This window comes from Desulfomarina sp. (assembly GCF_054039375.1).
The window spans coordinates 1-21,971 of sequence record NZ_JBPLBA010000280.1 but is presented as its reverse complement, the minus strand read 5'-3'; the positions used below and the strand labels follow the sequence as shown (position 1 = coordinate 21,971).

Below are 21,971 nucleotides of genomic sequence, written 5' to 3'. Positions count from 1 at the left end.
TCTCAACGACCCATGTCCACATGGATCATGATAACTGCCTTGAAGTAATCGTAGTCAAGGGCAAGGCCAAGGATGTACAGGATCTCGCCAACAAGCTTATCGCTCTCAAAGGAGTCAGGGACGGCCACCTGGCCATGAGCAGCACCGGAAAATCTCTCCATTAGTAATTGATCACAGGGGTAGCAAGTCGATGATTTTATTACTTCTGAACTGTAATTGCTTACAGTTGTCACAGATTTTTACAGGCTCTTCTTCGCTATAGCTCACCTATGCGGACAAAAGAGACCGTGAAAAGCTGGGGCCTGTGAGCAATTACCTCCACTAGATTCTCTCCCCCCTCATACTGCGAGGTGTACCTTGAAAAATTAGATTTTCGTTCGAGAACAAGGAAAAAAACGCCCGGCATCTTAACCTCAGGTGACCTTTTTATTTTCTGATTACGTATGAAACTCAGCCTGTTATTTGTGAATCTGTGGATTGGGCCTGTTTTATCCGGCGTATTTCAAAAATCACATTAGACTGATTATAAAATGATCTGGACTGACACTTTTTCATTTAAATTCCTTATCAATTGAGATTTCCAGTGATTTTTGACCGCAGGCTAGCCTGATAAAAACAGGCACATCCGCAATTTGGCTGAGTTTCATGGGTAATCAAGTAACATTTTGAAACCTGAACCCTGAAATCAACAGGTTCAGAATCTGCCTGCCTGTCGGAAGCGGGCCTTGAAATCAGATTATAATCACATTTTTCATTTTCTGAAGTACAGGATTCAGGTCAAAGTCAAACCTGTTCCCGACCACCCATGAAACTCTGGCAGATTGGAAATGTACCTGCCTCTGCGGCCTAAAGAAACCGAAAAAAGGATACCCGAATCAATCACGTTTAACATACCTTCAACAATCCCGAAAATTCACCTTAATTTTTCAAATGATGAAAAAATAACCTTGAAAGAGTCAATAATAATTATTATTAACAGATTCAGCGAAAATCATTGGTCATAATTAAATTGCACAAATCAACTGAAGTTGTAAAATTATCTTTTTATTTGTATTTTTTCATTCTAAAAAGAATTCTGATTGCGTACAAAATTCAACCTGCGAATTATGAATCTGAAAATGTGCCTGTTTTTCAGAAGTATTTCAAAAATCACTATCTATTGCTTTAAAAATAATCTGGACTGACACTAACTAATACAGGGTTAATAACTCTGTGTTTTTATTGAAATTGAACTGTAATTACTCACCGGCCACAGATTTTTCCGAGCTCTTATCTTCACTGTCTCCTGCCTGTACAGACAAAAGAGGCTGTGAAAGCTGGAGCAGGTGAATAATTACCATGCTACATACTAAATATAATATCACCGGAGCTGACATGAAAAAGACTGAACTCGCTAAAGGAATCTACAGTGTTGGAGCAGTTGACTGGGATGTTCGTGATTTCCACGGCTACTCGACCTACAAGGGAACAACGTATAATGCCTTTCTTATCATTGATGAAAAGATCACTCTTTTTGATACGGTAAAGAAATCACACAGGGACACCCTGATTCACAATATCAAGGCCATAATTGACCCGAAAAAAATTGACTATATTGTTGTCAACCATGTTGAACCTGACCACTCAGGATGTCTGCCCGATATGGTTGAACTGGTCAAGCCCGAAAAAATCATCTGCTCCCCCATGGGGAAGAAGGCAATTATTGACCATTTTCATCGAGATGACTGGCCCTATGAAGTAGTTAAAACCGGTGATGAAATCAGTCTGGGTAAACGGACCGTTCGCTTTATTGAAACCCGTATGCTCCACTGGCCTGATTCCATGTTTTCTTACATTAAAGAAGACGGGATCCTTTTTTCCAGCGATGCTTTCGGTCAGCATCTTGCGACCACTGAACGATTCGACGATGAAGTCGATCTGTGGCGGGTTATGGAAGAGAGTGCTAAATATTATGCCAATATCCTCTACCTTTATTCACCTCTTATCCGCAAGCTTCTTAAGGCTGTCGGCGAGATGGATCTTGATATCAAAATGATAGCGCCGGACCATGGTGTCGTCTGGCGCTCCAATATAGACAAAATTTTGCAGGCCTATGATAACTGGTCCCAGAACAAGGCAGCCCAGAAAGCACTGGTTATTTATGATTCCATGTGGCATTCCACTGAAAAAATGGCCCACTCGATAGCGGAAGGGATCACAGAAACAGGGGTCAGCACAGATCTTATCAATCTCAAGGTGCACCATCGCAGCGATATCATGACTGCGGTGTTGAATGCAAACACTATTGTTCTTGGCTGTTCAACCTTGAACAATGGTCTTCTGCCCCGCATGGCCGGCCTGCTCATGTATATGCGTGGCCTGAAACCGACCAATAAATTCGGGGCATCTTTTGGTTCCTACGGCTGGAGCGGGGAAGCGGTCAATCTTATGAACAAGGCCCTGGAAGACATGAAAATCAAAGTCATTGAAGATGGCTTACGTCTCAAATATGTCCCGAACCAGGAGAGTCTTGCAGAGTGTGTGGAGATGGGGCGCAGAATAGGCAGGCGAGTTCTGGAAAGCACTGCAGGACAATAGCCGGTAAAGACGAATGGAAAAAATATCTGAACATAAGATTCTCCTGGCCGGTGATTCATTCACCGCCTCCAGGGATCAGGTCTTACGTTTTTTCCGAAAAACAATGCTGGTAAAATATGATCGTATCCAGGTAGTCAAGGAGAAATCCTGCAACAGCCGGGACAGCATTTTTCTGCAACAGCTCCAGGATGCGGAAAAACTGAATCGTGTTCAGGTGCGGAATCTGGTGGAGGAACTGAAACAGGCAGGTTTCAGCTCCCTTGACTCCCTGGAATCTATTCACCAAGGCTATGAAAGCAAACTGCTTCATATCCTCAGCCACTTTCTTGATGGTTTTATCGGAATTGACTCTTCTTTTTACAATTTGATTGATGACAGTCACCGGCTTCCTGAAAACTGCAGTGCATTCATTGCCGATTCAGAAAAAAAGTTATGGCTTCTCCATCTCGACTGTTTTGCCGCTGTCCCGGAAGAGGCCGGACTACTGCACAAATCCGCCTGATGCGTACGTGACCGGAACAAAAAATGCGACAGAGGTTCATAGGAGATATGATTTTATTTCTGACACCTTTAAGCAACTGAAAAATATAGAGAAAAATGAACTGGGAAACCCTTTTTGACAAGAGCGATTCAATTTCCGCCGACCAGGCAAAAGAGCTACTTGCTTCGCGCCCCCCCGGAGAGTTCACGCTCCTTGATGTGCGTCAACCTGGAGAATATAAGGAATTTCACCTCCCCGGGGCCCTCCTGATCCCCCTCAGGGAACTCCCTGACCGTATTGAAGAGCTGGACAGAAACAGGGAGACGATAGTGTACTGCAGATCCGGTGCGCGCAGCAATGCGGCCTGCCAGGTTCTGCGTGGTCACTCTTTTCCAAGAGTCCTCAATATGGCTGGTGGGATATTACAGTGGCAGGGACACAGGGTACAGGGTTCAAGCAGTCAGGGCCTTGAATTTTTTCTCAGAAAAGATTTTGATTCCGCCTTCGCAATGGCCTATCAGATGGAGGCCGGACTGAAGGAATTCTATCTTGTTCTCAGAGATGAAACCGAGGATTCACGTTTCAGGAAAATTCTGCACGAACTGGCCCGGTTTGAAGATGGTCATATGGCAAAACTCCTTGCCCTGTTTTCACAACCATCTCCAGCAGAGGTGAGCACAGAGGAGCCGGTGGCGGAAGGAGGAATCAGTCTCTCATCGCTGACCGCTGCCTTCGGAAATCAATTTGATTCCCCAGAAACGATTTATCATCTTGCCATGCAGTTTGAAGCCCAGGCCCTTGACCTCTATCTTCGTCTCTCCAGAAAATATGAATCCGAGCTCAAACTGCGCACATTTTACCTGCAAATGGCCAAAGAGGAACAGAAACACCTTGACAAGCTTTCTTTCGAATTAGATAATTTATTGACAGAACAAGGTTTTTCAAGCAACTGCTGAAAAGATTTTATTTTTTCTATCATATTGATGAAGAGAAAATATGAGGCGGCTGCCGATTCAGCAAAGGAGAAATTATGACTATATTCAAATATCCTGCCGGAGATCTTTATGGCTGGTTGACATCAAAAACAGATTTTATCCTGCTCGACGTCAGGAATTCAAAAGACTTTGGACGCTTCCATGTGGAATCCCCTTTCCCTTTTGAAATGCTCAATGTTTCCTATTTTGATTTTATGGAGATTGAGGATGAGTGCGTGGAGAAGGTTCCCCGGGATAAACCGGTTCGTATTGTCTGCGCCAAAGAGGGTTCTGCTCAATTTGTGGCGGAAATCCTTGAAAAACATGGCTTTGATGATGTCGGTTTCCTGGAGGGAGGCATTAAATCCTGGGGAAATCTCCTGGTTCCTGTTCAGGTGAATGACGGAGGCGACTATCGACTTTTTCAATTTATCAGACCTGGAAAGGCATCATGCAGCTATGGGCTCCAGTACGAAGACGAACTCATGCTCTTTGACCCTTCCAGAAATGTTGATTTTTACCTTGATTTTGCAGAAGATAACAACTGCCGTTTAGTCAAAACTTTTGAAACACACCTGCAGGCCGATTACATAGCCGGCAGCAGGATGCTCTCAGAAAAAAGTGGAGCCGAATTTCTTGCCGGCTCTGCTGATTTCGGGTCTACGAAAATTTCGTTTACACCCCTGTCGGACGGTGAAATTATTTCTTTTTCAAACGGAGGACCGAAAGTCAAAGTATTTTCAACTCCCGGCCACACCCCCGGCTCCACTTCTTTTATCATTGATGAAAAATTTATTATTTCCGGAGACATAATCTTTATTCAATCCGTGGGTCGCCCTGATCTGGGTGGCCAGGTTGAAGCCTGGTCCGATACTCTATTTGAAACCCTGCAGAAAGTAAAAAAACTCTCTGGAGAATTGACTGTTCTGCCCGGCCACTATATGAGCTGGGATGAGGCGGACAGCCGCCTCTCATTTGCCGATTCCCTCAGCAATGTGATTGACTTTAACAGACACATCTATGCCATAGATAACAAATCAGAATTTCTTACATTCATACAGTCCAATATGCGTGAGCAGCCCCCGGAATATGCAAAAATACGTCTTATAAACGCAAACCTGGAACAGGTTGACGATGAACAGGCGGAAATACTCGACCTGGGGAAAAACGAGTGTGCAGCGACAGCCTATGCGGCCCAGAACAAAAAAACAGAATAAAAGTGCCTGTAATAATCCGCAGCACCTGTGGGAATTACAAAATTCAAATTGACTAAGAATTCAAATAAAAATCTGATTACGTATGAAACTCAGCCTGATAAAACAGGCACATCCACAATTTGCCTGAGTTTCAAGGGTAATCAAGAATAAAAAAGGTCGGATATAAAATCCGACCTTTTTATTGATAACCCGCCCTGTAAGAGTAACTTACAACTTTTACGCGAAATACCTTTTCAGCAGACCGGCAAATGCCTGGCCATGACGCGCCTCATCCTTGCACATCTCATGAACTGTATCATGAATTGCATCAAGGTTCAGCTGTTTGGCCCTGGTAGCCAGTTCCTTTTTACCGGCACAGGCACCATGCTCCGCGGCAACCCTTGCCTCAAGATTAGCCTTCGTATCCCCAACAACGACCTCACCGAGAAGTTCAGCAAATTTGGCAGCATGCTCTGCTTCTTCAAAAGCGATGCGCTTATAGGCCTCGGCCACCTCAGGATATCCTTCACGGTCAGCCTGTCGGCTCATGGCCAGATACATACCGACTTCAGTGCACTCGCCGGTGAAATTCGCTTGTAATCCTTCAATAATTTCAGCATCAACTCCTTTGGCCACACCAATCACATGCTCATCAGCCCATGAAGTTGCCTCATCACCCTGTACACGAAACTTTTCAGCGGCTGCACCACACTGGGGACATTTATCAGGTGCTGAATTACCCTCATGAACAAAACCACATACACTGCATACAAATTTTTCCATTTTTTTCTCCTTTAGTCGATAATGATAACCATTATTGCAAATTGCGGAATCACAATACACATTGGAGTAGTATTTTGCAAGCAATAATTCTATTGTAATTCATATTTTTCCACGTTGTTTGAAAAACATCTCTGACACTCGCTCAAAAAGAAACTCATATGAGAATATACAATAATTATGACGAAGAACCTGAAGACATCTTTATCCCCCTCTGCGAAGAACTGTACAGCGACCTCTACAGCCTTGAGATGGATGCTTTTTCAGCAGATATCCCGTTTTACCACCACCATCTACCCGCAACTGGAGACATTCTGGAGATAGGATGCGGCAGTGGCAGGGTCTGCAGGCAACTGGCAGATAAAAAAAGGAAAATAACGGCAATTGATATCTCGTTGCCCATGTTGAATAAAGCCCGGAAAACGACCTCAGACAGCTGCCGTTTTCTCTGTATGGATATGCGCGACATGGCCTTTTCAGCCCCATTTGATTCCATTATAATTCCTTATAATACTTTGAATCTTCTGGTGTGCAGGGATGATATTCTCAACTGCCTGCACCACTGTTCTGCCTGTCTCATTGATTCTGGCCGGCTCTGCCTCCAGCTCTATCTGCCAGGGAAGAAATTGAAGGAACAGAAAGGAAAAACATTCCAGTTCCAGATGTTTGACAGACCGGCGGGGGGAAAAATTATTAAAGAGGTCCTGAAAAAATATATTTCATCTTCTCACATCATTGAAGTTGAAGAAAGATTTCGTATAAGACCTATGACTGCAGGACAGAGAAACAGTGATTACAGTCACTGTTTCACCCTGTCAGCTTTTTCATTCACAAGCTGGATTGAATTCTTTCATCAAACCGGATTTAAACTTGAAAAATGCTTCGGCAGTCATGAACTGAAACCATTTACGTGCGTAAGAGACTCCCTGCTGCTAGCTGTTTTTCAGAAGCAGTCCTGAATCAGAATGACAGAATAATATTTATACCTTGACGTAGGTCAAAGATATTGAGACACTCATAGTGTAAAGTCCCTCTCAATGCCTGAAAGGAAAAAATTTCCTCTTAACCGGGCTGTGTTTTTATCAAATCGATACATAAAGGCTGAATCATCATGTTCAGCTGCAACAAAGTAATGAAAATCCGACTGCGCAAAGCAATCATCGCCGGTGGGATTTTCAAATAAACAAGTGGCCTGTCCCGAGAGGATGGCCGAATTTGTCTTATTAAGGAGGACATTATGTTTTGCAATCAATGCGAACAAACTGCCAAAGGTGTTGCCTGTACAAAAATCGGTGTCTGCGGAAAAACAGAGGATGTAGCCGCACTACAGGATCTGCTGACCTACACCATCCAGGGATTATCGGTCGTGGCGGTTGAAGCGAGGAAAAACGGTATAGTCGACAACGACATCAACAGATTCACGGCTGAAGCTGTTTTTGCCTGCCTGACCAATGTTGACTTTGATTCCAAACGTTTTGAAACCTGGATCAACAAGGCTGTGGAATTGAGGGAAGCCCTGAAAGAAAAAGTAAAAGCTGCCGGAGGAAGCACATCTTTTGATGCGGCCGCGGCCAACTTTACCCCGGCTGACTCCCTTGACGGTCTGATTGCCCAGGGAATGGAGCTGGATTTCATGAACAGCCTTGACGAAAACGAAGATCTCCGTTCCTTGAAGCAGATAACAGTATACGGTATCAGAGGTCTCGCGGCTTACGCTGACCATGCTGCCATTCTCGGACAGGAAGATGATTCCGTCTATGAGTATATCCACGAGACCCTGGCAGAGTTCACCAGAGGTGGACAGTCCCTGGAACAGCTGGTTGGCATTACCCTGAAATGTGGTGAAGTGAATCTGAAGGCCATGGAACTGCTTGATGCCGGGAATACCGGAACCTATGGTCATCCGACCCCGACTGAAGTCCCCCTGGGTGCCAAAGCCGGAAAAGCCATTGTCGTTACTGGCCATGACCTGAAAGATCTTGATCTTCTCCTGCAGCAGACTGAAGGAAAGGGCATCAATATTTACACCCACGGTGAAATGCTGCCCTGCCACGCTTATCCGGAACTGAAAAAATATGACCACTTCTATGGTCATTTCGGTACAGCCTGGCAGAATCAGGCCAAGGAATTCCCAGAATTCCCCGGTGCGATTCTCTTTACCACTAACTGTATCCAGAAACCGAAAGATTCCTATAAGGATAATGTCTTCACCACAGGACTGGTTGGCTGGCCGGATGTCACTCATATTGGGGAAGATAAGGACTTCACGCCGGTGATTGAACGTGCTTTGGCACTGCCCGGATTTCCTGAGGATACCGATAAAGGCAGTGTACTCACCGGTTTTGCCCGCAATACAGTGCTCGGTGTGGCAGACAAAGTTATTGAAGGAGTGAAGAGCAAGGCCATCCGCCACTTTTTCCTCGTGGGTGGTTGTGATGGCGCTAAACCCGGTAGAAATTACTACACGGAATTTGTTGAGCAGGTTCCGGAAGACTGCATGATTCTGACCCTGGCCTGCGGAAAATTCCGTTTCTTTGACAAGAAACTTGGTGATATCGGTGGAATTCCGAGGCTTCTCGATGTGGGACAGTGTAATGATGCTTATTCAGCCATCCAGATTGCAGTGGCACTCGCCGACGCCTTTGACTGTGGCGTCAATGATCTGCCACTTTCAATGATTCTTTCCTGGTACGAACAGAAAGCGGTTGTTATTCTGCTTACCCTGTTCAGCCTGGGTATAAAAGATATCCGTCTTGGACCCTCCCTGCCGGCTTTCATTACACCTAATGTTCTGGACGTTCTCGTCGAGAATTTTGACTGCAAGCCGATTGCTGAAACTCCGGCGGAAGATCTCAAGACCATTCTTGGATGAACCGGTATGACCGAACTCCATGATGATGAAAATACCGGCTGCAGCAATATAACCCTCAGCCGGGGATTTTCAGATGGACATCAGGAGGTAACTGCCAGCAGTTAAAGAAGCGTTTATTTTATTAACGTAAAAGGCGGGTTGCAGATGCATCCCGCCTTTTTTCGTTGTGCATGGAAAGAAAACAATAGAACTTGATCCAGATCAAGGATATTTTCCATGTAAATGCTACTATACTGTCATATCTGAAGATTTCCAGATATGACAGTATAGTGATTCCATAAAATGATCGACAGAAGGCAACAACTCTATGGTTTTATTGCCTCTGAACTGTAATTACTCACCTGTCACAGGTTCTCACAGGCTCTTTTGTTGATTTTACCTGCTTATGCGGGCAAGAGAGACCATGAAAAACCGGGGTGACCGTGAGTCAGTTACAATACAAGAATAACCGCCGGGAGGACTGATATGAAAGCGATGAGAAAAATAATTGAGATAGATGAAGAACTGTGTGACGGGTGTGGACAATGTGTACCCGACTGTGCTGAAGGATCTCTGAAGATAATCGATGGTAAAGCAAAACTGGTTGCCGAAAACCTGTGTGACGGACTTGGTGCCTGCCTGGGTTCATGTCCGACAGGAGCACTGAAAATAATAGAAAGAGAAGCGGACGAATTTGACGAAGAGGCTGTGGAGGAATATCTGGCCAAAGAAAAGGAACAGGCGGAGGACACAATGGATTGCGGTTGTGCATCGACTCATATTCAATCCTTTCCCTCTTCCGGACAACGCCAGTCTTCCTGCCAGACAGCAAATGTCCCCGTGGAGATAGCCGCATCGGGCAATAATGCCTCCCTGCTGACGCACTGGCCGGTTCAGATTCGTCTCGTCCCCCCCCAGGCACCGTTTCTTAAAAACAGTGATCTCCTGGTGGCGGCTGACTGCTGCGCGGTGGCTGCAAGAAACTTCCAGGAAAAATATCTCCAGGGGAAAACTGTCATGATGGGATGCCCCAAGTTCGATGATGCGGAAAGTTATGTGGACCGTTTCGCAGAAATAATAAAAACATGCGAACTGAAAAGCCTGACAATCCTCATCATGGAGGTTCCCTGCTGTTCCGCCATGAATGTCATCATCAGAAAGGCCATAGAAAAAGCCGGCAAAAATATACCCGTCGAGCAAATTACAATCTCTACCCAGGGTGAGGAACTGGCCAGAAAAACCTGGTAAGACACGACCCTGCGTTATAAAACCTGAATCCGTAACGGCTGCGTGAGATATTCTCGATAAAATCGTTCGTTACCCTTTTCGGTCAGTCCATTTACGGATTCAGTTGATATCTTTCCATCTGAGGTGTATTTCCCCATCTGATTCGCTGGTCCCAACTCCCATGGATTGAAGCAGATGAAAAAGAGGTCTGCCGAAATAAAAGAGTTCCCTGTTCAGATCAAGGGTAAAATCTTCAATAATCCTGGCCCGGAAACGAAGATCATTTCGTACAAGCTTTTCCAGTTCCTTTTTTTCCCGATCTGTCAATTTCCCAATATTCTGCTGAAGATACTCAAAATCTGGACAGGGGCATATCCGCTCGTGCTCCCTGATGACAGCCACCAGCGAATCATCCCCTTTAAGAATATCAAAACGGGTCAGCGTTTCCTTTTCCACAAGAGCAATAATTTCTTCCGTATCCCAGCATTTAAGAACCCGGCAGGCTCTGGGTCTGTCTTCATAAATGGTGCAGCCCTTTTTTTCATCATAGAAACAACAGTCCCATTGCCTGCCACTACCCCTTATCTTCACCAGCTCAACTCCGGCGGGACAGACCTTCTCTAATATGGGATTATATGCAAGTTCTCCTTTTTTAACAGTAATGAGACTTCTCACGGGAAGCCGTCCGGACCGAATCAACTCCAGATCCTGTGTATGAAGTGCCGGCCCTCCCTGTCTGCAGCAATTTCCACATCTCCTGCAATGGTTCTGTTCACTCTCCACTGATTTTTCCTGTTCCTTCTCTGAAATTTCCAGGTACATATCAATGTCATTAACTTAAGCGATGAATCCCATTTTATCCTTAAATTAACGACATTGAGGTAACATGTTGCGGACAGATACGGCGGCAAAGCTGTCCAGATTACGGTGTAAGGGGAATAAAACCATTTCTGATCAGCAGTTTGTTGACCATACCCGGCCTCAGGGTATTTACCCTCATGTAGATTCTGGCACCCTCCTGCCAGTGTCGGAGCCGGATCAGTCGGGTAAGGGGGATTGAGTTCTCTTCAAGCAGTAAAACAAGTTCACTCATTAAAGTCTCTCTGCCGTCATCTTCAACCGTAATCAGCATGGAACCTTTTTCCTCAACTCCAAACAATTTCCTGTAGGCTGCTGTAAGATCACGCATGGAAAAAATACCAATAACCACTCCTTCCTCGCTGACCACCGGAATGCCACCTACTTTGTCCCGGTCAAAAATCAGCAGAGCGTCATCAATGGTGGCATCAGGCCCCAGGGTCGAACAGGAAGTGGTCATAATTTCAGCCACCCTGGTCTTTTCAACCCTCGCGTATATCAACATACGCTCACTTTTCGAGGTAACCGATGAGGGATACGCCGATCTCAAATCCCGATCCGTAATAATACCAATCAGTTTCCTGTCCCCGTCAACAACCGGCAGATGCCTGAAATCATTTTCATTTAGAAGCAAACGGGCCTCGGGAATAAATATCTCCGAAGAAACTGTGATCGGATCAGGAGTCATGTGCTCCAGAATATACATTTTACCTCCTTTTCCTCGGATCTGACTGAAGGGTACCTTGAAACGAAAAACAAATCTCCTGTGTTCAGTATACCATAGGTTTTCCAGGAAATCGCCGCTTTTAAATTCTCATCCCACTCGTTTGTTGAGAAAAAAATAAACATCATGTATCCTGCCGGGCAACACTCTACTCCGGATTAACATCTGTTCATTATTGCAACTGCCATGGAAAAAAAAATAAAAATAACCTACTATCGCTCCAAACTCTGTCCCAGATGTTTTCTGGCGGGAAAATACCTCCGGGCAATCATCGGGGAAGACCGTAATATAGATGTTGAAGAAGTTGATATCATGAGTTCACCTCTCAGGTTTATGGAGACCGGGATCCGAATGATACCTGCACTTGTAATAGGAAAAGAAACCCTCAGCTCCATTTATCTCAACAGAAAGTCAATCGAGGATTTCATCTCCCGCCATAAGGAAAAACTCAGAAGACCTTGAAAACATTTCTTGTCAGTTCTATCGGAAAACTGGATCTCATCATCTGGATACTTGTATTGGCCTTCTTCTGCGGCTCGGCCCTGCTGTTTGATGGCAACCTGAACCTTACTTTTATAGGGGCCGGTGGCGTTATAGTGGAAATGCTTCTTATTTCCCTGGCCGTGGAAATCATTATTGAGTGCCTGAAAAAGAAAAAAGGAATCGGTACACTGACCGGATTCATAACTAATGGCCCGGAAGCCATCTGCCTCCTGGCTGGTCTCTTTGCCGACGATATAGTTTTTGCGGCATCAACACCACTGGGTTCCAATTTTATGAATCCAATATTGCTGATTACGGCAACCCTGCTCTGCCATCAGTTTGTAAAAACCTTTTCAGTTCACAGGGTATACAGTATGGTAACACTCTGCACCACGGCCCTGCTTGCTGCTGGATTTTTCCTGCTTGCGCCATCTCTTTACTCCTGGTGGCTGGCGATTGTTGTGCCTCTCTCCCTGCTCTTTTTCTTTTTCCGTCCCCAGGAACCAGGAAAAGAAGAGGATGAAGATTTTTCCTTCAACCCATCTTTCTGGCTTTTACCGTCTATTCTGATTCTTACGATTACCGGCTATTTTCTCGATCCTGTTGTCTCTTTTGCTGCAGCAAATTCCCACGCACCCAAAGGAGTAATAGGTTTTGTGGTCCTCGCCAGCCTGACAAGCTGGCCAGAATTTAAATCCTGTATTGTTTTACTGAGAAGAGGAAACAGGCTGGGGGCAATTCTCAATATCACTGTTTCGAATATAACTAATCTCTGGCTTGCCGCCATAGGTATCGCTGCCTATCTGCTGTCGTAAAAGCATGCAGCTCATGCAGGTAAACGCAGACTCCGAACTTGCTAATTGCAGGATTTAGATATAAAATAGTAATTATTCGCAGATACTTCAACTTTTGACGATCTCTTCTGCCACTGGTCTGGAATCAGGACACAACAAAGCAGTAGTTACATAAAGCAGTACCCGCAAAATGGGATTAATGCGGACCGGAAATTGTAAAACAACCTCTTTTTAGTGAACACAACACACCATGAAATATATCTATTTCATCATTGCCATCGTTCTGGCAATAACCTTCTTTTCATTTTTCTTCCTGCTGCCGGATAAACCGGCACCACAGACTGACATTGCTGTAACAGTCAACGGCCACAATCTCGCAAGAAAAACAATTGAATCTCGGTATGGAAAGTTCGGTTATCATTCTCAAGACCTGCCTGACGTGGTCGATGAAGTCATAACCCGTGAACTCCTCCTCCAGGAAGCTCAACGCCAGGGTATCGACAGGGAACCTTCATTCAGAGAAGCTTTACAGAATTATTATGAAAACTCCCTTATAAAAGTCCTTCTGGATCGCCAGAACAGTAAAATCACGGTTTCAGTCAGTGACAAGGAAATTGACCGGTATCTCTCTTTTTCCGGAAAACTTGTGACCTACACCCAGCTCAACTCCATTCCCAAATCCTCGGACCAAATCACAACAGCACCGGGAATCACCAATACAGTTCTTTTTGATGACCTTGCTCTTCCGCTGAGACTCACCCTCTTCTCACTCTCTCCCGGTGAATACAGAATTACAGCGGACACCGGAAGCGAAAAATATGCTATACGCCTTGATAAAATTGAACCATCCCCGGCGGGCACTGTTTCACATCAGAAACGGGAAAAAATCCGCGATATTCTTGTCGAATTCAAACGTGAACGGCAAATGCAGAATTGGCTTGCGGATCTGAAGAAAAATGCCTCCATAACCATTTATCAGCCAAAAGAAAAAAAATGACCATGACAAAACAGTATAAGAGAAGAAATATCTTCATAAAAAAAGAGCTCCAGGGAAAACTGATTTTCGGTTATTTCCTTTTCGTCACCGGCGGATGTCTCTTTTTCATAATACTCCTCGGTTATTTCTCTGCAGATACTCTGACCATTTCCTATACCAACAGCGACCTCCAGCTGGGACGAACTCCGTTCATGCTGCTCAAATCCATTCTAACAGCCCACTGGATCTTTATCGTACTGGGGGCAATATTCATAACCATTGCCGCGATGCTGATCACCCACCGTATTGCCGGCCCCCTGTTTCGTTTTGAAAAAACCCTTGCAAAAATGCTCAACAGGGACCTAAGCGATGTTATTCATCTGCGTTACAGGGATGAAGGCAAGGAACTGGCCAGACAGATCAACACCTTTAACAGGGACCTGTCAGAAACTATCAAAAAACTGACTATTCACACAGAAGCCATAAAAACTCTCCTTAAACAGGCTGATACTGAATCCTCCACTTTACCCGAAGATCACAAGAAAAATATGAAAGCCATCCTGTGGAATATTGAAGAAAACAATAAAAAAATTCAGTCAATCTGCTCATCATATACTCTTCGGGATGAATAAAACATAATTGTGCAGAGGTTATAAAATCATATAGTTGGTGCCCTTGTGAGTAGTTACAATAAAACTGCTGCGTATCTGTTTCTTTTCCTGGTCTGCCTCCACTGTATGCCGACCCCGGGAATGGCCAGAGAGGCAAAAAGCAGATACACGACCCTTCACTATACCAACAGACAACTTCTAAATGATTTCAATGATCAAATCCGGCTGACCCGCAAGCTCAACTACATTGTCAGGAAAAAAAATATCGTGACCGTGGAAGACGAGGTTCTCGCCAAACTTGATACCCTGATTGAAAAGGCGGAAGTTGTTCTCAACATGTTCCCGAACAACATGCATATCCATGTTGTATTACTCAAAGATGCCGACGAAGTTTCGGCAGTATACAAACGAAAATACCATAAAAAAGTGAATCATATCGCTTATTATTCCCTCTCAGAAGATACAATTTATATCTCTGTTGATGATGCAAGACTGCGTGTCCTTGCCCATGAGATGGGGCATGCCATAGTTGACCACTATTTCAAAATCCGCCCCCCATATAACATCCATGAACTGATGGCTCAGTTTACCGAGAAACATATCACCGACTGACCGCTCATAATATAGAACCTTCTCCCCAGAATCAGTAACTGTCTGCGAAACCAAGCTTTCTTAAAGCCTGTACAGCTTTTTTATTGCCCGGATCGAGAAACAGAACCCGCTCAAATTCTTCTTTCGCACGATAGACAATATTCTCTTTCTGATAATACTCTCCGAGCAGAAGATGAAAATAGGGCTCATCGGGAAGTTTTTCAACAGCCCGGCGCAAAACAGTAAGTGCCCGCGCGTAAAAACCATGGCGGGAAAAAAAACTGATAAGGTTGCGATAGCTTTCCATAGGAGGATTCTTTTCTACCATCAGGAGTTTTTCTGCCCTGTCAAAAAAATATACGGCCTCTTTTTCGAGTCCGATGCTTGATAAATGGCGGCCAAAACTCACCCAGGTCTTTGAATTTTCTGGTATTATTTTTTCAAGTTCTTCATGACTGAAAGAGTATTCTCTCAACAGGCCAATCCAGGCTACTGCCTGGCCGGGAGCATCATGCATGCTGCGGGACAGCACCTCAATTGCCCTGAGCCGCCGTCCCCGCCATAACAGCCACTCCACATAACTCGCAATCAGGATATCCTTATTAAGAGTGCGCCTGTACCCCTCCTCAAGCAGTTTTTCCGCTATCCTTTCATCCCTCTGAAGCAGACCAAGTTGTTGAAGAAATATGCCTTCAAGGGGATTTTTACGAAATGCAAGAATATATTTTTCAAGTGCGGCCTCCTTCTCTCCCATATACCACAACGCTGTTCCATTCTTATAAGAATACAATCCCTGGAAAGGATCCTGTCGTTCAGCTTTATCCATGGTCTTCGCAATTTTCCAGAGAAATTTCCTGCCAAGATGAGGATTGACATAAATATTTTCTATACTTTCATACCCGGACCACGCACGGTATGAACCAACCTGGAAAATAACCAGGAAAACACACCAGGCCAGACCAATGATAACAGCCGGTACAGTCAATCCCGGAGACTGTTTTTTCAAAAGGCTGGCCGAACTGCCATAACTGAATCTGGTATTAACAGACGCAACCAGCAGGCCCAGAAGAAAAAAGAAATAATACCCCACGGCCCCGTTGTGCAGGTTAAAATCCGTCATGCTGTGTACCAGAAGAGAGATTATTCCGCTGATCGCCCCAATCCCAAGAAAAACAGCATATCTGTCACGTCTTCTGCGGATCATTTCCCAGCCATGCACAAGAATACTGATAACAAACCAGGCAGCAAGCAGCAGACTGACAATGCCTCCATCGGTCAACAGTTCGAGATAGTCATTGTGGGCATGATCATAAATCAGGTTACCGGCAAAGGTTTTATACAGTGGATAAATATGAATGAATGAACCGAATCCAGCTCCAAAAAGAGGGAAATCTCTGATAAGAGCAAGCGTATCCTGCCAGAGAAGAAGACGTCCCTCCCGTATATGTCCCGCACTGTCAATTTTCTGGTTAAACTCGGAAAGGATAATATCCCAGCCAAACCATGAAACAGCCAGAACGACTGCAACAGCCAGAGTCAGGAAAAAATAGCTGCTCCGCCCGGGAAATTTTCTCCTGTACAAAAGGAAAAAAGTTACTCCCCCACCAATTATTGCCAGTATACCGCCCCGGCACAGGCTGACGAAAACTGAAAAAACCATCAGGGAGGCTGCAAACCAGAGAAAGAGATACAGGTGAATACGGGGAATGGTAAAGAATGTTACAAATTTTTCACGAAAAGATTCATGTCCTCGCACCCTGGGACGATAAAAGAGAAAAAGACCAAAGGCCAGTGGACTGACAAGCTCCATATATCCGGCAAACTGGTTAGGATTAATCCAGGGACCGAAAGGACTTGCATTGGCCGGAACCTTCCTTAACCAGTATATTTTGTCAGGAGAGCCGACATTCTGAATCAGTGCCAGCAGGGCAATGGCCGAACCGAGAAAAACAACCACACCGGCAGTTTTCCTCAGACGTCCGGGCTCACTCAATAACTGCACGGTAAGAACATAGAGCAAACCGTATGATCCAAACCGCAGCAGTTCATGGAGAGTAGCCCTCTGATTGACGGAAAGGGGGAGCCAGTTCTGTTCATGACCGACCTGGAAAAGAGGTGAATAAACCTCGTATGTTTCCGGTGAAAGGATTTTTACAACAGATATGGGCAATGGCAGGAGCTGGAATCCAATGATACCCAGCAGCAGGACAAGCGGCAGGGTTCCCGGAACTTTCAGCGTTGAATCTTTATGGAGCCAGGCGGCAAGATAAAACAGTAAAAACGCTGCAGCTGTGCTGATCTCAAGAACTGAAAGAGACCATGCTTCAACTGTTCCAAAGGCCAGCGGAGCAAAGACAAGTGTAAAGAGAAACAGTGCAGATGAGATCCGTTTCATTCCGGTAACCTCGGGTGTAATTGGTCACAGGGGTAGCAACTCTGTGATTTTATTACCTCTGAACCGTATCAGTCATCGTCGGATGCATAGTAGCTGGAATATCCATACTGATACGAATTTTTCTCTTCCATTTTCAATCCGTTGAGCACAACTCCGAGTATATGTGCATTGATATCGTGCATCTTTTTAACACCACTCTCAAACATCTCAAGTGTTGTACTGCCGGCCTTAACAACCAGAATAGTACCATCAACATACTGACTGAGAGTAAGGCTGTCAGTTACCGCTCCAACCGGTGGAGAATCAAGGAGCAGGAAATCATATTTTTCAGCCATCATCTCCAGAAGGTTCTTCATTTTCAGTGAACCCAGTAATTCAGAAGGATCAGGTGGAACAGGCCCTGCAGGAATCAGGCAGTACCCTTCATCTCTAACCTGCAGAAGAGGACATTTTTCTGTATTTCCGGTAAGATAAGAACTCAGACCAAGATCATTGGGCATTCCGAGAAGAGAATGCATTCTCGGGCGCCTGAGATCACAGTCAACAACCAGCACATTTTTCTTACCTTTGGCCAGCATTCTTGCGAGATTAGTTACGGTGGCTGTCTTTCCCTCGGATTTATTCATACTGGTGATCAATACAACCTTGGGCGGATGATCTGCTTTTGACAGGAGCAGGGCAGAACGGATCAGGCGATAGCTTTCAGCAATGGGAGAAAGAGGATTGTAAAGAATAAACGTGTCAATATTTTTATCTTTACCCTTCAACTCTTCAATAGAGCCCAGAACCGTCAGGCCGAACTTTTCCTCAATCTGCCTGACACTGTTGATGGTATTGTCCAGATAATCAACGAGAAAGGCCAGGCCGAGTCCTCCACAGATTCCGATTATAAGGCCGACAATTAAATTATATTTCTTATTTGGTTTGGACGGGACCACAGGAAGAGCAGCTTTTTTTATAACCCATATATTAACGCTCTGGGATTGTTCCGTTACCCCCTGCTTTTTGATACTTGTCTGCAGAGTGTCATAGAGAACACGATTGCTGTCCACATCTCGTTTCATGATGGAATACTGCATAAATTTCTCATTCAGATTCAACATTTCACGCTTGGTTGTCTCCAGCAGTTTCTTTAAACTTTTCTCCTTTGATACCGCCAGTTCATAGGAATTCTTGATCGTTGATACCACACGGTCTATTTCAAACCGTTTTTCCTGTTTCAGGATCCTCAATTCATCACGGGCCCTTATCATTACCGGATGTTTTCTGCCATATTTTTTTGAGAGCTCCTGAATATTCTGATTGGCCTTGTAAATTCGCTCACGAATATTTTTCAGGACAGCATCCTGGGCAAACTGAGGAATCCTTTCCAGTTTTTCAATTTCATTGCCAGCCGACTCAATCTGTTCGAGAAGGTCCTGCAGTTCGTTTTTTTCTGTTTCCGCTTTCGAGAGCTGACTGCCGAATTCTGAAAGTTTCTGAGGGAGAATAGTCAACCGGTTTTCAACGGTAACAAGATCATTCTCCCGCATGAATTTCTGCAGTTCTCTTTCAGACCGTTCAAGTTTGTCTCTTTCTTCGGCCGCTTTCTCAGTCATCCATTTCAGGGAATAGCTGCTGGTGCTCAACTTAATATCGAGCATCTCATCCATATACGCTTTCACCACCGCATCCACCACAATCTTCGCGATGGCAGGATTCCTCGAACGAAAGGAGATGGTCACAATTTTGGTGTTTTTCAAAGGAGTAACACTGAGCCCCGATCTGATGATTGAAGCTATGATTTCCTCATCGCTTTTCGGCTCAACGGGAATTATCCCATCTGAACGGTCCCCTTTATTCTGTTCTCTTCCTGTCCCGGCAATAAAAGAGAGACCCGTTTCTACAAAATGGACAATTTTCTTTTTTACCAGACCGACAACGGACTGCTCATCAGAGGACTGGTTGAAAAAATAATGATGATATTTCGTTGCAAGCTGAAGATGCCTGACCACTTTAAGCGCAACATTTTCACTTTTAATGATCTCCGACTGGGTATCAAGAAAATCAGGTTCATATCGGTAATAATTTGATTCAAGTGCCGATTTGCCGTAATTTCTCTCAATCAAAACCTGCGATGAAGATGTATAAATGGGAGTCGTCGTGTATGTGACCACTACTGTCACAAGCAAAACAAAACACACCACTGAAAGAACAAGCCCCCACCTCTTCCTGATGATGCCAATATATGTCTTGAGATCAATTCCCCCATCATCTCCATCGTCTATCAGTTCCCAGTATGGCGAGTTCTCCATAAAAACCTTCTTTCCTTCTGCATTGAGATGATTTCTGAATTCATTGCCTTTTTAGATCAACCCAGGCTGACTGGGTAAAATAGCTCAGCCGTTAATACACCTGGGTTCATTACAATCCAATGCCATTAACTTAATCTAAAAAATAACTACTCACAGGGGTAGCAATTATATGATTTTATTACCTCTGAACTGTAATTGCTCACCTGCCGCAGATTTTTGCAGGCTCTTTTGTTCGCTTTTACCTACCTATGCGGACGAAAGAGACCGTGAAAAGCTGGGGTACCTGTGAGTAGTTACTCTAAAAAAAGCTTTCCGGAACAACAACCACATCGTTGTCCACGAGAGGCGTACTCAGATCCACATCCTCTATTACTGTTTTTTTATTGTTTATTATTCGTACAATATTTATTCCTGATTTTGAAGCCTTACCCGTAAAACCTCCAGACAGGGCAACCAGTTTCAGCACAGTACCATTATCCCCGCATGGATAGGTTCCGGGAGAATTGACCTCACCGGTAATAAAACACATTCCAGCCTTTGAAATAAAAACCGTATCTCCATCCCGTATAACTATATTTTGAGAAAGATCGCCCCTTTCTATAAGGGCCCTCAAGTCAATAACAATCACCTTCTCTCCACCATCCTCTTTCCGCTGGATAGTCGCGGTATCTCCGGCATCCTTTTCAAGCCCGCCGGACCGGGAAATCAATTCCAGGAAAGTAATTGGTCCTGTCAGTTCCGTTATCCCGGGCCTTCTGACATTTCCCAGAACTACAACTTTTTTAGATCTGTATTCCTCTACAAATACATTCACCTGTGGATTGACAAGATATCCATCGGCAAGAAGGCGGGTAATTTTTTCAGTGATCTGATCTATCGTCAACTTATTGATGTCGATCCGCCCCAGAAGGGGCATGACTATTGTTCCGGCATCGGAAATACGAACCTTCGCCGTCAAATCATCATTGTCATACACTATGATTTTGAGGACATCACCGGGCCCGGTACGATAATCATCAGCCAGCACAGGTCCGGCTACTCCAGAAAACATATTTAAAGTCAGAATCAACAAAATTATCGTTCTTTTCATAATCATCCATCCTTTCAGAACATTTCACAGCCCGATGCGGTTCAAATAAAAATCTGATTATGGACAAAACTCAGCCTGCTGTTTGGGAGTCTGGGGATGTGCCTGTTTTATCAGGCGTATTTCAAAAATCACATTATATTGGTTTAAAAATAATCTGGACTGACACTTTTCATTTGAATTCCTTATCAATTAAGATTTCCAGTGATTTTTGACCGCAGGCCAACCCGATAAAGCAGGCACATTCCAAATCCGGCTGAATTTGATTGGTAACCAGAAATAAAAAAACCCATACAGTGAGTATATAATATACCTACAGTACGGGGCAACTTTTACTTCGTTAAAACGTAACCACTCACAGATACCACAAACCTTTACAAGATTTTTATGCGATGCAGTTGACCTATACGGGCAAACAACACCGTGAAAAGCTGCTATGCCTGTGCGTGGTTCCCGTTAAAGCAAAATGACGTCTTATAATGCCAGGTTAATTGAAAAGATAACCGAATTGGAGTCATAGTCAAAGAAATCATCAGTCGATTCTCTGCGTTCATACTGGTAAGCCAGCTCAAACATCAACCAGTCCCGGAAAAGATACTGACCAGCCGGGCGCAGAACTATGGTCCAGTCATCTCGGTCTTCAGCTGTAACTGTATGCAGGTTCGAATAGTCGGAATTTTCATAGGTGAAATCAAAACTGCCACTTAAACGTTCAGTAAATTTTTGTTTATATCCGAAAACCGAACCTACAACGGTTTTATCACTGGCCTGAAAATTATCTGTCTCTTCATTTGTTCTGTACATGTCAAGAGACATGGTTGTCTTCTCTGAATAACGATAAGTGAACTGAAGATCAAAGGCAATACCGTCAAAATCTTCCTGGCCAAGTGAATTGTCATCAAATTTCTTATTCTGATATCCGACTTTAAAAAGCATAGCCAGTTTTTCCGTGGTATCCCATTTAATGCCACCATAGATAAAATGTGAATTGTTATCTATCTGAGTGGATTGATCGTAGGCCACATCAATAAACTTATACTCCAGAAAAAAAGATGTCAGAAGACTGTATTTA

At 44.3% G+C, this 21,971-nt stretch carries 19 protein-coding genes and 1 pseudogene; 13 read left to right on the top strand and 7 right to left on the bottom strand.

The features are described from left to right. The 5 genes and pseudogenes from ACXLDX_RS15560 to ACXLDX_RS15540 all read left to right on the top strand — a co-directional run. Nucleotides 1–164: pseudogene (locus ACXLDX_RS15560) on the top strand (nickel-responsive transcriptional regulator NikR); the annotation flags it as partial. Between the two features lie 1,210 nt (nucleotides 165–1,374). Beyond that, nucleotides 1,375–2,577: an FprA family A-type flavoprotein gene (locus ACXLDX_RS15555; RefSeq protein ID WP_457578104.1), complete on the top strand. Its 1,203-nt coding sequence runs from the start codon at nucleotides 1,375–1,377 to the stop codon at nucleotides 2,575–2,577. Nucleotides 2,578–2,590: 13 nt separating this feature from the next. Then, on the top strand, nucleotides 2,591–3,079 hold the full coding sequence (locus tag ACXLDX_RS15550) for a hypothetical protein (RefSeq protein ID WP_457578103.1): 489 nt from the start codon (nucleotides 2,591–2,593) through the stop codon (nucleotides 3,077–3,079). Nucleotides 3,080–3,174: 95 nt separating this feature from the next. Further along, entirely contained in the window at nucleotides 3,175–4,014 is an 840-nt protein-coding gene (locus ACXLDX_RS15545; RefSeq protein WP_457578102.1) for a rhodanese-like domain-containing protein, read from the top strand. Between the two features lie 74 nt (nucleotides 4,015–4,088). Next, a complete protein-coding gene (locus ACXLDX_RS15540) occupies nucleotides 4,089–5,249 on the top strand; it encodes an MBL fold metallo-hydrolase (protein ID WP_457578101.1) in 1,161 nt (386 codons plus the stop codon). A gap of 216 nt (nucleotides 5,250–5,465) precedes the next feature. Here the strand turns inward: ACXLDX_RS15540 and ACXLDX_RS15535 are convergent, their stop codons facing one another. Further along, complete coding sequence (locus ACXLDX_RS15535) at nucleotides 5,466–6,011, bottom strand: NADH peroxidase (RefSeq protein ID WP_457578100.1); 546 nt, start codon at nucleotides 6,009–6,011, stop codon at nucleotides 5,466–5,468. Nucleotides 6,012–6,169: 158 nt separating this feature from the next. Here ACXLDX_RS15535 and ACXLDX_RS15530 point away from each other — a divergent pair, with 158 nt between their 5' ends. The 3 genes from ACXLDX_RS15530 to ACXLDX_RS15520 all read left to right on the top strand — a co-directional run bounded on the left by ACXLDX_RS15530 (nucleotide 6,170) and on the right by ACXLDX_RS15520 (nucleotide 10,107). Further along, nucleotides 6,170–6,967: a class I SAM-dependent methyltransferase gene (locus tag ACXLDX_RS15530; RefSeq protein ID WP_457578099.1), complete on the top strand. Its 798-nt coding sequence runs from the start codon at nucleotides 6,170–6,172 to the stop codon at nucleotides 6,965–6,967. A gap of 278 nt (nucleotides 6,968–7,245) precedes the next feature. Further along, nucleotides 7,246–8,880: a hydroxylamine reductase gene (gene hcp, locus ACXLDX_RS15525; RefSeq protein ID WP_457578098.1), complete on the top strand. Its 1,635-nt coding sequence runs from the start codon at nucleotides 7,246–7,248 to the stop codon at nucleotides 8,878–8,880. A 465-nt stretch (nucleotides 8,881–9,345) separates the two neighbouring features. Next, nucleotides 9,346–10,107 (top strand): ATP-binding protein, encoded by a 762-nt coding sequence (locus tag ACXLDX_RS15520; protein ID WP_457578097.1) that lies wholly within the window; start codon nucleotides 9,346–9,348, stop codon nucleotides 10,105–10,107. 99 nt (nucleotides 10,108–10,206) lie between these two features. Here the strand turns inward: ACXLDX_RS15520 and ACXLDX_RS15515 are convergent, their stop codons facing one another. Then, on the bottom strand, nucleotides 10,207–10,908 hold the full coding sequence (locus ACXLDX_RS15515) for a YkgJ family cysteine cluster protein (RefSeq protein ID WP_457578096.1): 702 nt from the start codon (nucleotides 10,906–10,908) through the stop codon (nucleotides 10,207–10,209). A gap of 100 nt (nucleotides 10,909–11,008) precedes the next feature. After that, the gene (locus tag ACXLDX_RS15510; RefSeq protein ID WP_457578095.1) at nucleotides 11,009–11,650 is read right to left on the bottom strand and encodes a CBS domain-containing protein; all 642 of its coding nucleotides are present in this window, start codon (nucleotides 11,648–11,650) and stop codon (nucleotides 11,009–11,011) included. A gap of 204 nt (nucleotides 11,651–11,854) precedes the next feature. Here ACXLDX_RS15510 and ACXLDX_RS15505 point away from each other — a divergent pair, with 204 nt between their 5' ends. The 5 genes from ACXLDX_RS15505 to ACXLDX_RS15485 all read left to right on the top strand — a co-directional run bounded on the left by ACXLDX_RS15505 (nucleotide 11,855) and on the right by ACXLDX_RS15485 (nucleotide 15,144). After that, complete coding sequence (locus ACXLDX_RS15505; protein ID WP_457578094.1) at nucleotides 11,855–12,130, top strand: thioredoxin domain-containing protein; 276 nt, start codon at nucleotides 11,855–11,857, stop codon at nucleotides 12,128–12,130. Next, nucleotides 12,127–12,966: a calcium:cation antiporter family protein gene (locus ACXLDX_RS15500; protein ID WP_457578093.1), complete on the top strand. Its 840-nt coding sequence runs from the start codon at nucleotides 12,127–12,129 to the stop codon at nucleotides 12,964–12,966. The genes ACXLDX_RS15505 and ACXLDX_RS15500 overlap by 4 nt, the downstream gene beginning before the upstream one ends. Before the next feature lie 229 nt (nucleotides 12,967–13,195). Then, the gene (locus ACXLDX_RS15495) at nucleotides 13,196–13,942 is read left to right on the top strand and encodes a hypothetical protein (RefSeq protein ID WP_457578092.1); all 747 of its coding nucleotides are present in this window, start codon (nucleotides 13,196–13,198) and stop codon (nucleotides 13,940–13,942) included. Then, on the top strand, nucleotides 13,939–14,553 hold the full coding sequence (locus ACXLDX_RS15490; RefSeq protein WP_457578091.1) for a methyl-accepting chemotaxis protein: 615 nt from the start codon (nucleotides 13,939–13,941) through the stop codon (nucleotides 14,551–14,553). Before ACXLDX_RS15495 ends, ACXLDX_RS15490 begins: the two co-directional genes overlap by 4 nt. A 45-nt stretch (nucleotides 14,554–14,598) precedes the next feature. Further along, nucleotides 14,599–15,144: a hypothetical protein gene (locus ACXLDX_RS15485; RefSeq protein ID WP_457578090.1), complete on the top strand. Its 546-nt coding sequence runs from the start codon at nucleotides 14,599–14,601 to the stop codon at nucleotides 15,142–15,144. A 31-nt stretch (nucleotides 15,145–15,175) separates the two neighbouring features. On the opposite strand, the gene ACXLDX_RS15480 is transcribed toward ACXLDX_RS15485, so the two are convergent. From ACXLDX_RS15480 to ACXLDX_RS15465, 4 genes are all read right to left on the bottom strand, one after another. Further along, on the bottom strand, nucleotides 15,176–17,518 hold the full coding sequence (locus ACXLDX_RS15480; RefSeq protein ID WP_457578089.1) for an O-antigen ligase family protein: 2,343 nt from the start codon (nucleotides 17,516–17,518) through the stop codon (nucleotides 15,176–15,178). A 68-nt stretch (nucleotides 17,519–17,586) separates the two neighbouring features. After that, nucleotides 17,587–19,812, bottom strand: a complete 2,226-nt coding sequence (locus tag ACXLDX_RS15475) for a GumC family protein (protein ID WP_457578088.1) — start codon at nucleotides 19,810–19,812, stop codon at nucleotides 17,587–17,589. Between the two features lie 298 nt (nucleotides 19,813–20,110). Continuing rightward, nucleotides 20,111–20,902, bottom strand: coding sequence for a polysaccharide biosynthesis/export family protein (locus ACXLDX_RS15470; protein WP_457578087.1), 792 nt, complete (start codon nucleotides 20,900–20,902; stop codon nucleotides 20,111–20,113). 471 nt (nucleotides 20,903–21,373) lie between these two features. Beyond that, nucleotides 21,374–21,971 (bottom strand): outer membrane beta-barrel protein (locus ACXLDX_RS15465; RefSeq protein ID WP_457578086.1); only part of this gene is annotated, 598 nt, incomplete at its 5' end.